The organism is Streptomyces sp. HUAS TT7 (assembly GCF_051550175.1).
In the GTDB taxonomy this organism is placed as follows: Bacteria; Actinomycetota; Actinomycetes; order Streptomycetales; family Streptomycetaceae; genus Streptomyces.
The window spans coordinates 1,597,307-1,610,679 of the sequence record NZ_CP196175.1 but is presented as its reverse complement, the minus strand read 5'-3'; the positions used below and the strand labels follow the sequence as shown (position 1 = coordinate 1,610,679).

13 protein-coding genes and 2 pseudogenes are annotated in these 13,373 nt (G+C 72.9%); 11 read left to right on the top strand and 4 right to left on the bottom strand.

The window, feature by feature from the left end; translation table 11 throughout:
• Positions 1–148: 148 nt before the first annotated feature.
• The gene (locus tag ACSHXC_RS07050; RefSeq protein ID WP_438290742.1) at positions 149–517 is read right to left on the bottom strand and encodes a CBS domain-containing protein; all 369 of its coding nucleotides are present in this window, start codon (positions 515–517) and stop codon (positions 149–151) included.
• A 315-nt stretch (positions 518–832) separates the two neighbouring features.
• On the opposite strand from ACSHXC_RS07050, the pseudogene ACSHXC_RS07045 reads away from it, so the two are divergent.
• Positions 833–1,621: pseudogene (locus ACSHXC_RS07045) on the top strand (RNA polymerase sigma factor SigF); the annotation flags it as partial.
• Here ACSHXC_RS07045 and ACSHXC_RS07040 read toward each other — a convergent pair.
• Entirely contained in the window at positions 1,578–2,984 is a 1,407-nt protein-coding gene (locus ACSHXC_RS07040) for a PAS domain-containing protein (RefSeq protein ID WP_438290741.1), read from the bottom strand. The pseudogene ACSHXC_RS07045 and the gene ACSHXC_RS07040 overlap by 44 nt on opposite strands.
• A 91-nt stretch (positions 2,985–3,075) precedes the next feature.
• On the opposite strand from ACSHXC_RS07040, the gene ACSHXC_RS07035 reads away from it, so the two are divergent.
• From ACSHXC_RS07035 to ACSHXC_RS07025, 3 genes and pseudogenes are all read left to right on the top strand, one after another.
• Positions 3,076–3,783, top strand: a complete 708-nt coding sequence (locus tag ACSHXC_RS07035; protein WP_438290740.1) for an ANTAR domain-containing response regulator — start codon at positions 3,076–3,078, stop codon at positions 3,781–3,783.
• Positions 3,784–3,893: 110 nt separating this feature from the next.
• Positions 3,894–5,111: an aminotransferase class I/II-fold pyridoxal phosphate-dependent enzyme gene (locus tag ACSHXC_RS07030; protein ID WP_438290739.1), complete on the top strand. Its 1,218-nt coding sequence runs from the start codon at positions 3,894–3,896 to the stop codon at positions 5,109–5,111.
• 74 nt (positions 5,112–5,185) lie between these two features.
• A pseudogene (locus ACSHXC_RS07025) lies at positions 5,186–5,356 on the top strand (MBL fold metallo-hydrolase); the annotation flags it as partial.
• Here ACSHXC_RS07025 and ACSHXC_RS07020 read toward each other — a convergent pair.
• Both ACSHXC_RS07020 and ACSHXC_RS07015 read right to left on the bottom strand, forming a co-directional pair.
• Positions 5,286–5,921 carry a DedA family protein gene (locus tag ACSHXC_RS07020; protein WP_438296469.1) on the bottom strand — a complete coding sequence of 212 codons (636 nt, stop codon included), beginning with the start codon at positions 5,919–5,921 and terminating at the stop codon, positions 5,286–5,288. The pseudogene ACSHXC_RS07025 and the gene ACSHXC_RS07020 sit on opposite strands and share 71 nt — an antisense overlap.
• An 11-nt stretch (positions 5,922–5,932) precedes the next feature.
• A complete protein-coding gene (locus ACSHXC_RS07015; RefSeq protein ID WP_438290738.1) occupies positions 5,933–6,703 on the bottom strand; it encodes an MBL fold metallo-hydrolase in 771 nt (256 codons plus the stop codon).
• 107 nt (positions 6,704–6,810) lie between these two features.
• Between ACSHXC_RS07015 and ACSHXC_RS07010 the strand changes: the two genes are divergently transcribed.
• The 7 genes from ACSHXC_RS07010 (at position 6,811) to ACSHXC_RS06980 (ending at position 13,343) form a co-directional block, all read left to right on the top strand.
• Positions 6,811–6,915 carry an NADH pyrophosphatase zinc ribbon domain-containing protein gene (locus ACSHXC_RS07010; protein ID WP_308433936.1) on the top strand — a complete coding sequence of 35 codons (105 nt, stop codon included), beginning with the start codon at positions 6,811–6,813 and terminating at the stop codon, positions 6,913–6,915.
• A gap of 44 nt (positions 6,916–6,959) precedes the next feature.
• Complete coding sequence (locus ACSHXC_RS07005; protein ID WP_053728724.1) at positions 6,960–7,364, top strand: hypothetical protein; 405 nt, start codon at positions 6,960–6,962, stop codon at positions 7,362–7,364.
• Positions 7,365–7,521: 157 nt separating this feature from the next.
• Entirely contained in the window at positions 7,522–9,582 is a 2,061-nt protein-coding gene (locus ACSHXC_RS07000; protein WP_438296467.1) for an alkaline phosphatase family protein, read from the top strand.
• 69 nt (positions 9,583–9,651) lie between these two features.
• Positions 9,652–10,998, top strand: coding sequence for an amino acid permease (locus tag ACSHXC_RS06995; protein WP_438290737.1), 1,347 nt, complete (start codon positions 9,652–9,654; stop codon positions 10,996–10,998).
• 122 nt (positions 10,999–11,120) lie between these two features.
• Positions 11,121–12,392, top strand: a complete 1,272-nt coding sequence (locus ACSHXC_RS06990; RefSeq protein WP_438290736.1) for an LmeA family phospholipid-binding protein — start codon at positions 11,121–11,123, stop codon at positions 12,390–12,392.
• A 182-nt stretch (positions 12,393–12,574) separates the two neighbouring features.
• On the top strand, positions 12,575–12,769 hold the full coding sequence (locus tag ACSHXC_RS06985; RefSeq protein WP_386031501.1) for an antitoxin: 195 nt from the start codon (positions 12,575–12,577) through the stop codon (positions 12,767–12,769).
• A gap of 238 nt (positions 12,770–13,007) precedes the next feature.
• Complete coding sequence (locus ACSHXC_RS06980; RefSeq protein WP_438290735.1) at positions 13,008–13,343, top strand: hypothetical protein; 336 nt, start codon at positions 13,008–13,010, stop codon at positions 13,341–13,343.
• The last annotated feature ends 30 nt before the right edge of the window (positions 13,344–13,373 follow it).

The following is a 13,373-nucleotide window of genomic DNA, read 5'->3' as shown; positions in this document are numbered from 1 at the left end:
AACGTCACTTCCGGTGCGTACGTGCAGACGTCGCGTGCGGGGCCGGCTGTGGCTGGTCGCGCAGTTCCCCGCGCCTCTTACAGGGGGCGATGCAGCACTGGAGTCGATGCAGTACTGGAGTTGAGGAATCCCTGACAGGGCTCCCGCCCTACTGGTCCGCCACGTCGCCCAGGCTCACCATGCCCAGCGGCCGTCCCTCCGCCACCACCGGCAGCCGCCGCACCGCGTACCGGCGCATCAGGGTCACCGCCGTCGCCACCTCGTCGTCCGGGCCCACGCACACCGGCGAGCGTGTGCACACCGCGTGGGCGCTGACGGTCAGCGGATCGGCCCCTTCGGCGACCGCCCGCAGCGTGATGTCCCGGTCGGTGAGCACCCCGATGACCAGGCCGGCCTGGGTGACCAGCACGTTTCCGATGTCCTGGGCCCGCATCAGCTGCGCCGCCTCCACCAGTGAGGCATCGGGCGGCACGGCGGTGACGCTCGCCGTCATCACTTCCCGCACGAAACGTGCCATGGCTGCGCGCTCCGTTCCTCTTCATCCGTAGCGATCCGTAGGTATCCGCGGAGTCGGTCGGCTTTCCCGTTCTCCCCCCGGTCTCCGCGTCCAGGACCGGGTACCGGGGTCCGGCCTCCGGGAAACACCCATTCCGCGCCGTTTCGCGAACGGGCACGTTTGGCCCCGCAGGGTCCGGGCAGGCGAATGTCGTGCTTCGGACCGGAGGCACGTCCGTGGGAGCGGCTGTCCGCTCCGGGCGTGCCACACCGCTGCCCGGCCGGGCTCCCTCGGTGACAACCATCCGCCGTACCGTTTCAGGGAGCTGGATCGCATATGCGTACCAACACCACGGCGAAGCACAAGCACCCGCACGACGACGCACCCAGGACCGCCGCCGCCTTCGAGCGGCTCGCAGCCCTGCCCGAAGGTCCCGAACGGGACGCCCTGCGCCAGGACCTCGTCCGCGCCTGGCTGCCCATGTCCGAGCGGCTCGCCGGACGCTTCCGCAACCGGGGCGAGGCCCTGGAGGACCTCCGCCAGGTCGCGGCACTCGGCCTGGTCAAGGCCGTCGACCGGTACGACCCGTCCCGCGGCGCCGCGTTCGAGAGCTACGCCGTGCCCACCATCACCGGCGAGATCAAGCGCCACTTCCGCGACCACATGTGGACGCTCCATGTGCCGCGCCGCGTCCAGGACTTGAGGAGCCGGGTGCGGGCCGCGAGCCAGGACCTCGCCGCGAGCGCCGGGTCCCCCCGGCCGACCGTGGCGGAGCTCGCCGCGCACACCGGGATGGCCGAGGACGAGGTCAAGGCCGGACTTGAGGCCATCGACAGCTTCAGCGCGCTCTCCCTCGACGCCGAACTCCCGGGCGGCGACGACGGATACAGCCTGAGCGACTCGCTGGGCAGCGCCGACCCGGCCCTCGACACCGTGATCGACCGCGAGGCGGTCAAGCCCGGCCTCAGCTGCCTGCCCGAGCGCGAACGGAAGATCCTCTACATGCGGTTCTTCCGGGACATGACCCAGAGCCGGATCGCCGAGGACCTCGGCATCTCGCAGATGCACGTGTCCCGGCTGATCACGCGCTGCTGCAGCCGTCTGCGGGACCAGGCCCTGCGGGATCCGCACGAAGACCACTGTCGTCCGTCGGGGCCGGCCGCCGTGGCGGCGCGGTACGAGGCCGCGGTGGACGCGGATCCGATGACGGGTGAGCGCTCCGGCTCGAAGCCGGACGAGCGGACGGAGGCGAAGCCGAGGGCGGTGGCGCCGCAGCGGGCGATGCGGACGCGCAGGACTCCTCGGACGGATCAACTGCCGGGCAAGGAGCGGAATCTGTCGGCTCGTCAGGACCGTGATCAGGAGCCGGACGCCGCATAGCGAGCGCGATGTGACGGGACATCACATCCATGGCCTGTCCCTCCGCCATCGAGAAGGGGCCCGCCGGGCCGGTGCGGAACAGCGTGAGCACCCCCGTCACCGGCCCCGGCGCGCCCAGGGGTACGCACATCAGCGACGACACCTCTGCGCGGGCGAGCACCGGGGTGCCCGAGGGGTCGTGGCCGAAGCCCTCGACGTCCTCGGGCTGCACCTGGAGCGCCCCGTTCCCGGCCCGCGCCGCCTCCAGGACCAACGGGCAGCTCGCCGGGTCCTGGCCGGCCACCGCGTGCAGGAGCGGGGCCGCGGCCGGGTCCGGCGGGCCGAGGACCACCGTGCGCCGCAGCGCGCCGTCGACGAGGTCGGCCACGATCCAGTCGGCGAACCGCCCGCAGAGCACGCGGGCGGCCCCGGCCAGCACCGACTCCCGTTCCCCGGGCGGAAGTTGGAGCAGCGTGGACGCCATGAGGTCGACCAGGTCCATGAGTTCGGCGTGCCGGGTCGTCTCCGCGAGGTCGGGGACCTCCGGCGGCGGGGGAGCGGCGGCCGAGCCCCGGGCGCTGCCCGCCTGGAACACCACCAGCACCGCGGGCTGTGGCTCGTCCGGCGGGCGCAGCGCGGTCAGGGTCGCCAACAAGGGCTCCTCCGGCCGCTGTTGGAGGCGGACGGTGAGCCCGCGGTCGCCCTCGCCCCGGGCCACCGCGGCGGCCTGCGAGCGGAACGCCGCCCGGTCCCCGGGCGTGAGCAGCGCGGCGAGCGGCCGCCCGGTGGCGTACCCGGCGCGCACCCCGGTGAGGCCGGTCGCCGCGAAGTTCAGCCGGCGTACGACGGTTTCGCGGTCAACCAGCGCGACTGGCAGCGGAAGCCGCTGGAACAGGGCCTTGAGGAGCTGCCGTTCCTGCCGCTCGGCCGGCGAGGGCGTCCCCGCTCCGGCCAGGATCCGTTCGTAGCGCGGCCACAACTGCTCGGCCACATGCTGGAGTTCGAAGAGCGCCGCGTCCAGGAGCGTCAACTGCTCACCGGCCGGGCGGGCGCGAGCGGTGCGCAGCTCGCCCACCCGTCTGACGAAATCCGCCAGTTCCTCGCCGAATTCGTCGTCCGTCTGCGTCATGGGAGAAAGCTAGCCCGTCGGGCGCGTGCCGGGAGCCCTGCCGTTTCGCAGGGCCCGGGCCGGGAAGCCGCAGGATGAGGAGGTTTTTCCGATGCTGCCCGAGCCGGAACACCAGGAACCCGAGACGACCAGCACCGCCCGGCGGCTCTCCCTGCTCGCCGAACAGTCCGTGCGCTGTGCACCGGCCTGCTGCGGGGCGGTCGCGACGATATCCGACAGCGGGCCCGAACGCCGTGTCACCGCCACCCACCCCGACCTCGCGCCGCTCGCCTCCGTCCAGCTCGCCTGCGGCGACGGGCCGATCCCGAGCGCGCTGGACGCGGGCGAACCCGTGGACACCGAGGACCTGTTGACGGAGGACCGCTGGCCCGGCTATCGCGCCCTGGCCCTCGAATCGGGCGTACGCTCCTGCGTCACCCTCCCCTTCCGCCGGTCCGGAATCGAGGTCACGGTCAGCCTCTACGGCTACCGCCCCGGCTCCCTGGAACACCTCGTGTGCGGCCCCGTGGGCATCCTGGCCAAGGAGACCACCACCGGCCTGCTCCGCGAACGCCGCTACCGCGCGGCGCTCGCCGAGGTCGAACAACTGGAGACGGCCCTGCGCTCCCGCCCGGTCATCGACCAGGCGAGCGGCATAGTGATGCACGTCCTGGCCTGCGAGGCGGACGCCGCCTTCGACATCCTGCGCACCATCTCCCAACGCGCCAACCGCAGACTCGCCGACATCGCCGAGGCAGTCGTACGAGCGAAGGGCCGAGGCCTGGAATCCGAACTCTCCGCCCTGGCGGGTGACGGCTGACCTGCACAGCCTCTCCCGGCCGCCCGCACAAGCGGCGCCCCGGGCCAAACCTCCGTATAAAGGCTTGAAAGGCATGGCTCGTGCCGGACAGGGCCCGAGGAGGGAACGGGATGCAGGGGACGGTCGGTGAAGGGCGCGGGCCGGTGCGGTACGGGCCGCCCGCGCCCGGGTCCGGGCTGCCCGTGCTTCCCGAGCTCGCCGCGGTGCTCGCGGCCGACGCGGGGTGCACCGAACCGGAGCCGCCCGGCGGCGGGCCCGCACTGCGCGAGGCGGCCTGCGGCTACTGGCTGCGGCGCGGGCTGCCCACCGCGCCGGACCGGGTCGTCGCGGCACCCGGCGCCCAGGCGCTCCTGATCGCGCTGCTCGGCGCGTACGGGGGTGACGTGCTCATGCCCCGGCCCTGCCCGGCGTGGTGGACCCCGCAGGCCCGGCTGCTGGGAAGGCCCGCCTACCACGTGCCCACCCCGGCCGAGTGCGGCGGCGTACCGGACCCGTACGCGCTGCTCGAAACCGTTCGCCGGGTGCGGGCCGAGGGCGGCCGGCCCCGGCTGCTGCTGCTCTGTGTCGCCGACGATCCGACCGCGACCGTGGCGCCGCCCGAGACCGTACGGGAGGCCTGCGAGGCGGCCGTCGGCGAGGGGCTGCACATCGTCAGCGACGAGACCTGGCGGGACACCGTGCACCGTCCGCACGAGACGGTGCCGATCAGCCCCGCCGAGATGTGCCCCGACGACGTGACCGTCCTCGCCGATCTCGGCGGCGCCTTCACCCCGCCCGGCTGGCCCGCCGCCGTCGCCCGCTTCCCCGTCGCCGCGGCCGACGCCCCGCGCCGGGCCCGCACCCTGGACATCCTCGCCGCGCTCGGCGCGGCCGTGGCCGCGCCCATCGCCACGGCCGCCGCCCTCGCCCTCACCGAACCGGCCCCCGTCGTCGAGCGCACCCGGCGGGCCGCCGCCCTGCACGCCCGTGTCGCGGCCGCCGCCCACCATGCCGTGCTCGACGCCGGCGCCATGGCCCGCCTCCCGCAGGCCGGCCGCCATCTCTACGCCGACCTCGGCCCGTTCCGCGCCCGCCTCGCCGCCCTGGGCGTCACCGACTCCATGGAACTGGAGGACTACCTCACCGCCCGCCTCGCCGCCCCCGCCCCCGGCGGCCACCGCTTCGGCGACGAACTCGGCGCCCTGCGCGTCCGCCTCGCCACCGGACCGCTGCTCGGCTCGACGGACGAGCAGCGCCTGGACTCCCTCGACGCGACCGATCCGCTCCAACTGCCGCACGTACGCGATGAGTTGAGCCGCTTCGCGTCCGTGCTCGCCGAACTGCGCTGACCCGTGAGCGACCCGACGCCCCAGGCTCCAGCACACCGCCCGGCGGCTGGATCCTGGGCGACCGGCGCCGGCGCAGGGTACGAGCCGCCTGGGAACGGGCCGGCCACCCCCGAGAAGACCTGTGGGACCTGCCGGTGGGGGCATCGCGGGTGGCTGGCCCAGGCGTGAGAAGTCTCAGCCGCCCGAACCGCTCTCAGCCACCCGCCCCCGCCGCACCCGCCGCCACCCCGCGGGCACGCCGCTGATCAGCAGCGTCAGGGCGACGGCCACCACCACGCCCTTCCACGGCTCGTCGAAGAGGGAGCCGCCGAGGATGCCGATCAGGCCGTACGCACCCGCCCAGGCGAGGCATGCCGGGATGTCGCCGCGTATGAACGTCCGCAGCGGCATCTGGCCGAGCAGGCAGGCCAGCATCACCGGGATCCGTCCGGCCGGCACCAGGCGGGACAGGACGAGCACGACCACCCCGTGGTCGTTGAGCTTGCGCCGGGCCTGCTCCAAGTGGTCCGGCGCAGCCCGGCCGCGCAGCGCCGCGAGCCACCGCGAGCCGTTCCTGGAGCGCACCCCGCGCTGCCCGAGCCAGTACAGCGCCACATCGCCCAGGAACGCGGCCAGCGCGCCCACCCCGAACACGACCAGCAGCGAGAACCAGGCGGTCTGATGGAAGGCCACCACCGCGGCCGTCGACACCAGCGCCCCCGTGGGCACCACCGGCACCAGCGCCCCGAGGATCACGAGCACGAACAGGGTCGGGTAGCCGACGGCCTGCTGGGTCGTCTCCGGCGTCACCGCCGACGCCGCCTCCAGCATCCGGCCCGCGATCACTGCCCGGCTTCCAGACGTACGCTCTCGCCGTGCCCGAGCCGGTGCACCGCCGCCTTCGGGGCGAGCCGGGCCGCCTGCCGTACGAACTCCTCGCCCGGGGCGTGGAACTCGTGCGGCCGCACGCCGTCCATGCCGATCGGCCAGTACGTGCCGTAGTGCACCGGCACCGCCGAGAGCGCTCCCAGAGCGGCCAGCGCCTGGGCCGCGCGCCCCGCGTCGAGATGGCCGAGCCCCAGGCGCGGGCCCCAGCCGCCGACGGGGAGCAGCGCGACATCCACCGCCCCCACGGCGTCCGCCATGCCCTCGAACAGGCCGGTGTCCCCGGCGAAGTAGGTGCGGGCCCGGCCCTCGACGACGTAGCCGAGCGCGGGGGAGCGGTGCGGTCCCATCGGCAGCCTGCGCCCGTCGTGCCGGGCGGGCACGGCCCGTACCCGCAGGTCCCCGACGTCGACGGTGTCACCGGCCCGTACCTCGGTGATGGACAGGGCGAGCCTGCTGAGCCCCGGCACGGCGCGCGATGCCCCGGCCGGCGCGATCAGCCGGGTGCCGGGCGCCAGCCGTGCGAGCGAGGGCACATGCAGATGATCGGCGTGCAGATGCGAGACGAGCACCGCGTCCGCCACCCTCGCCGCGGGCGGCGGCACCGCACCCCGGCGCCGCCGCAGATGCGCGAGGCGGCGCGCGAAGAGCGGGTCGGTCAGCAGCCGTACCCCGGACTCCTCGATCGTGCAGGTGGCATGACCCCACCAGGTGACCTCCACCGGCACGAAAACCTCTCCTCCGCTCGACGATGGTTGATGACGAGCCTAAATCTCTGCGCGCGCAAACCACGGGTGTCGGGGTAGGCATCCCCGCACCAGAGGGGAGATGCGCCGTGACCATGCACGCCGAGCAGTGTCCGCGCTGCGGAGGGGTCCTGGCGGTGAGCCAGGACGGCTGGAAGATCTGCCACTCCTGCGGCTACTCCTCGCCGCCGTGAAGTGGGAGTAGGGTCGGCCCCGACAGCTCGTACAGGGGGACGGTATGGACGACGTACGTGTGGCGGCGATCGCCAGCCTGACCCCGCTCGAAGAACTCGATCTCGATCCCTTCCTGGTGGACACCCGCAGCCAGCACGAGATGTGCGCGAAGTGGGCCGCGGGCCGAGGCTACGTAGTCACCAGGCAGTTGCTTTTCTACGGTCTGCGTCCGGACCACGTCGGCCTCTGGGCGGATGTAGACGCGGGCCTCGTCGACGTGTTCGTCGCGCCCAACGAGCGTGTCCTGGCAAGGGCGCTGACGTCGGTGCCGGAGTTCTCCGCCGAGTGCGAGCGGCGCGGTGTGCGCCTGGAGACGGCCGGGCTCGACGAGCCCGCCTACGACGCCACGAAGAAGGCCCACATCCACCGCCGCCTGTCGATGCCCACCGCCGGATACGACGGCTGCTGACGGCACCTCCCCGCACGAGGCCACGGCCCCTTTGCACCCTTATGGCAGGGTGGAGAAGGAACGGGCAAGGCGAAAGGCGGGCGGCGTGGGGCGATGGCGGACGACGGGCAGCGCCCTGCTGCGGGTGATCGTCGTGTGGGTCGTCTCGACGCTCACCATGATGCTGCTCGCGGGCATCCTGCCCGACTTCAAGCTCACCTCCGACAACGGCGACAGCATCACCCGGGTCGCGCTCACCGCGGCCTGGGGAGCGGGTGCGTTCGGCCTGCTCGGCGCGCTGGTGTGGCCGCTGGTGGTGCGGGCGTTCCTGCTGGTGCCCGCGCTCGTGCTCGGCCTCCTCGTGTTCTTCCTGAACGGCTCGCTCCTCCTGATAGCGCTCCGTCTGATCCCGACCGGCCGGGGCGCGGCCGAGCCCGAGACCGCGGTGATCGTCGCCGCCGTGATGTCGGCGGTGGCCTCGGCGACCTCGACCGCGCTGGCCGTACGCGACGACGACGCCTACCGGCGCCGCCTCTCCCGGCTCGCCGACCGCCGCCGGCGCCGACGCGGCGACGGCCCGGTGCCGCGGCCGCCCGGCATCGTCTTCCTCCAGCTCGACGGCGTCGGCGAACACGTGCTGCGCGACGCCGTCGACGCGGGCCTCATGCCGACCGTCGCCACCTGGCTCAAGGGCACGCACCGGCTCACTCCGTGGCGTACCGACTGGTCGAGCCAGACCGGCGCGAGCCAGCTCGGCATCCTGCACGGCTCCACCTTCGACGTGCCGGCCTTCCGCTGGTACGAGAAGGAGAGCGGCGAGGTGATGGTCTCCAACCGGCCCGCCTCCGCCGTCGAACTGCAGCGCCGGGCCGTCGAGCGCACCGGCGACGGCGGGCTGCTCACCCTCGACGGTGCCAGCCGCGGCAACCTGTTCTCCGGCGGCGCCGACCAGGTCGCCCTGGTCCTGACGGTGGCCGCCCGGCGCGGCCGCCGCAACCGCTCCCGAGCCGGATACTTCGCCTACTTCTCCGACCCCGCGAACGCGGTCCGCACCGCGCTCTCGTTCGTCGCCGAGGCCGGCCGCGAGATCGCCCAGTCGACCCGGGCCAGGATCCGCAAGGAGGCCCCGCGCATCAAGCGCGGCGGCCTCTACCCCTTCATCCGAGCCTTCGCGACGGTCGTGGAGCGGGACGTGGTCGTCGCCGCCGTCATGGGCGACATGCTCGCCGGCCGCACCGCCGTCTACGCCGACCTCGTCGCCTACGACGAGGTCGCCCACCACTCCGGACCGCGGGGCAGGGACACCGACCAGGTCCTCAAGAGCCTGGACCGCTCCCTCGCCCTGATCGCCGGCGCCGCCCAGCACGCCCCGCGCGGCTACCGCATCGTGCTCCTGTCCGACCACGGCCAGAGCCCCGGCGAGACCTTCGAGGGCGCGTACGGACTGACCCTGAAGGATCTCGTACGGGCCGGCTGCGGGCTGCCCGTGCCGCGCCGGGCCCGCCGCACCCGCAGCGGCGCGGAGGCGAGGTACGCGGTGCGGGTCGCGCTGCACCGGCCGGTCGAGGAGACGCCGGAAGAGGGGGCGAACCGGCCGGGACCCGGCTCCGACCCGGTCGTGCTCGCCTCCGGCAACCTCGGCCTGATCTCCTTCCCGGACACCGAGGGCCGCATGACCCGCGAGCAGATCGACCGCCGCCACCCGGCGCTCCTGCCGACCCTGGCGAGCCACCCCGGCATCGGCTTCCTCCTCGTCCGCAGCCAGGAGCACGGAGCCGTGGTGCTCGGCGGGGGAGGGGCCGAGGTGCCGCTGGCCCAACTCGCCGACGGAAAAGGCCCGTTGAAGGGGTTCGGGCGCGGCGCGGCCGACGCGGTGCGCCGCACGGACACCTTCCCGCACACCGCCGACATCATGGTCAACTCGATGTACGACCCGGCCACCGGCCAGGTGCACGCCTTCGAGGAGCAGATCGGCTCGCACGGCGGACTCGGCGGCGAGCAGTCCCACCCCTTCCTGCTCTCCCCGCTCGACCTCACCGAACCGGTGCCGGACGGCGGGGAACTCGTCGGCGCGGAACAGCTGCACCACGTCCTGCGCCGCTGGCTGCGCGAGAGCCAGGGGGCGCAGGTCCCGGTGGGTGCCGAGGTCCTGGCCGGTGTGGAGAATTCGCCGTCAACAGCCCAACCGGAAGGATCATTTCCGGTTGGCGGCCTCGCCCGGCAGGACAAAAGCAGCTGATTTTGTGCGGTGCCTCACGTACCCGACCATGGTCAGGTTTGTCCCGTACGAGAGGCGCCCCCACCCACCATGACCACGCCAGAAACCCAGAGCAAGCACGCCCGGCAATTCGGCCTGCCGACCGCGATTGCCCTGGTCATGGGCAACATCATCGGCGGCGGAATCTTCCTGCTGCCCGCCTCCGTCGCCCCGTTCGGCACGATCAGCCTGGTCGCGTTCGCGGTCCTCACAGTCGGCGCCATCGCGCTCGCCCTCGTCTTCGGCCGGCTCGCCGAGCGCCACCCGCAGACCGGCGGCCCGTACGTCTACGCCCGCGAGGCCTTCGGCGACTTCGCCGGGTTCCTCGCCGCCTGGTCCTACTGGATCACCACCTGGGTCTCGAACGCGGCCCTCGCGGTCGCCGCCGTCGGCTACCTCGACGTGCTCATACCCGTCCACGAATCCAAGGCGGCGACGATCACCGCGGCCCTGCTGCTCCAGTGGCTCCCGGCCCTCGCCAACCTCGCGGGCACCCGGTACGTGGGCGCGGTCCAACTCGTCGCCACCGTCCTGAAGTTCGCCCCGCTGCTCCTGGTCGCGGTCGGCGGCCTCTTCTTCTTCGACCCCGCCAACCTCGGCCCCTTCCAGACCGGCGGCCAGTCCGGGCTCGGGGCGATATCCGCCTCCGCCGCGATCCTGCTGTTCAGCTACCTCGGCGTCGAGTCCGCCGCCGTCAGCGCGGGCGAGGTCCGCGACCCGCGCCGCAACGTCGGCCGCGCCACCATCCTGGGCACCATGGGCGCCGCCGTGATCTACCTCCTGGGCACGCTCTCCGTCTTCGGCACGGTCCCGCACGACAGGCTCGTCAACTCCACCGCCCCCTTCACGGACGCCGTGAACTCCATGTTCGGCGGCTCCTGGGGCGGCACCGCGGTCGCCCTTGCCGCCCTCGTCTCCATGGTCGGCGCCCTCAACGGCTGGACCCTGCTGAGCGCCCAGACCCCGTACGCCGCCGCCAAGGACGGGCTCTTCCCACAGGTGTTCGGGAAGAAGAAGCGCGGCGTCCCGACGGTGGGTGTCCTGGTCACCGCCGTCCTCGCCTCACTCCTGACGGTCTACAACTACACGGCCGGATCCAAGGGCGTCTTCGAGATCCTGGTCCTGGTGACCACGTTCACGGCGACCGTGCCCTACCTCCTGTCGACCGCCGCGCAGATCTACTTCCTCGCCTCCGGCCAGGGGGAGCGCGTGCAGCGCTCCCGCCTGATCCGCGACGCGGTCCTGGCCGTGCTCGCCTTCGGCTTCTCGATGTGGCTGGTGGCCGGTTCCGGGTACGCGGCGGTCTACCAGGGCGTGCTGTTCCTCTTCGCGGGCGTCCTCGTGTACGCGTGGATGGCGGCCCGCAAGCAGCAGGCCCGGGGGAAGTCCGCCGCCTGACGTGTTGTTCGCCACCTTGGGTGCCGCGCGGGGGTCAAGGAGGCGTCAGGGTTCGGGTCATTCAGGACGTACTGCCGGTAGCGGGTTGCGTGCGAGTGGATCATGTGTGGTGGGATGAGCTGATGCGCACCCCCACACGCATGCACGCTCGCTACCGCAACCCCTATGACGAACTCGCGGCCCTGGCCGACCCCGAGCCCGACCACCACCCGGCCGAGGAGCCCTGGACCGACCCCGGTCACGCCACCCAGGAGATACCGGAAGCGATACCCGCTCAGGCCCCCTCCGGCCTGGTGGACGCCGACCCCGACCACGACTTCTGGTCCCGGCCGCAGCGCCGCCGCGCCAGGCGCCGTCGCCGCAGCCGGGGAAGCCTGCTCGCGGCCGTTCCCCGCGCGGCCAAGCTGCTCGTCGCCCTGGTGGTGGGCGCCGGATTCCTCGTTCTCGGTGACCGCTGCGCGGCGATGTACGCCGAGAAGAAGGCGCAGCAGGCGATCCAGGACGACCTCCATCTCGCCGCCGCGCCGCAGGTGGACATCCACGGCTTCCCCTTCCTCACCCAGGTCCTGGACAAGCACCTGGAACGCGTGGACGTCACCGTGCCGCATGTGCCCGCCGACCGCGTGTCCCTCGCGAAGGTGCAGGCCAGCGCGCGCAACATCGAGCTCACCGGCAACCTGCCCAGCGACATAGGCGGCGCGGTCGTCGGCAACCTGGACGGCGAGATCACCCTCTCCTTCGACGACCTGAACCGCGAACTCGCCGCATCCCAGGTCAAGTTCAGCCGCCGCAGCGACAACTCGGTGGGAGCGGACGGCAAGTTGAGCATCGCCGGGCAGGAGCTGCACGTCACCGCGGAGGCTCAGCTGCGCCTCGTCGGCAACCAGGGCCTGTCCACCGACATCGACGGCATGAGCCTCGACATGCCCGGCATCGCCACCTACCGCCCGGGCCGCGACCGGGGCCTGACCCTGCACCGCGAGACCGCCGAACTCATCAGCCGGGACACGGCACGGGTGAAGGCGCTCCTTTCGGTACCGGCGGTGGTGAAGCGGCTCGGAGTGCCGGACAAGGACGTCGAGCTGGCGCTGAAGAACGAGGCGAAGCTCCACGAACTGGTCGGCACACCCCGTTTCATCGACCAGCTGATGCAGGTCAACCTCGTGGATGTGGTGGCAGACCACCCCTGGCTCCTCTCCAAGGTGGGCATCGACCCGAAGCTGATCACCGGCCTGATCGCGATGCGCCCCCCGGAGCTCTCCGGCCGCCTGTCCTTCTCGTTCACGCTGCCGAAGGAGGCCCGGGTCCTGCAACTGCGTGGGGTGCGTGTCGAGAAGAACGGGATCGTGGCGACGGTCTCCGGAATGGGTCTTGCGGTGGGCAAGGGCGGCTAGCGGCCGGGAGCGGCGCTGTGTGCCGTCCGGCGAGGCGGCCGTGCGGCGCGTGGAGGCGGCCGTGGACACGGCCCTGTGCCGCCAACGCCCCTGTCCGCCCCCGGCCCGGCCCGCGTCTGGGGGTGCGAACCCGGGCGAATGCGCGGATGCTGGGGGGTGCCAGCATCCGCAAGGAGGCAGATATGTCGATGCTCGACAAGCTCAAGGGCCTGCTCAAGGGCCACGAGGACACCGCGCGGCAGGGAGTCGAAAAGGCGGGCGACGCCTTCGACGCCAAGACCGGCAACAAGTACCAGAGCCAGGTCGACATGGCCCAGCAGAAGATCAACGAGCAGCTGGGCTCCGACAAGCCGCAGGACACCCCTCCGCAGAGCTAGATCCCAAGAGCTGGATCCCGAGAGCCGGAACCCGAGCGCTGGATCCCGCGCGGCCGTGACCACGACTCCGCCCTCACCGATCCCCCGAGGACCGCGAGCGAGGGCGGGTACGTGGTGCCCGGCGCGCGACGGGGCTCCAGGTGCCGGTTCGGGGCGATACGTCAAGAGGAGTCACCCGGTAGAGCGGATCTGCCGGGCTTCCGGCACGTAACGGGCATAGCTGGGCAGAGCTGTCCTCGTGCCGTCCGCCTCCCTCGCCGCCCTGCGCCGCACCCTCGTGGTGCTGTCGGTGCTCTGCGTGCTGTTCGGGGCGGCGCCCGGAGTGCCGGCGTGCGAGGGGCGGACGGCGGACGAGGTCGCGGTGTCGGCCGCGTCCGAGCCGTCGAGCGAGGGCGTCCAGGACGCGGCTGAGGCGGTACTTCCCGTACAGCCGGGCCGGCCGGCGCGGCCGGTCCGCCCGCCGGTGGTCGACATGCCGCGACCGGAATCCGTGTCGCCGCCCTCCGCCTCGTACGACAACGCCCGTCGGCCCGCTGCGGCGACGGGCGTTCGCTGTGTGGTGCTGCGCTGCTGACCGTTCCGTGCCGAACCGGATCAGTCAGTC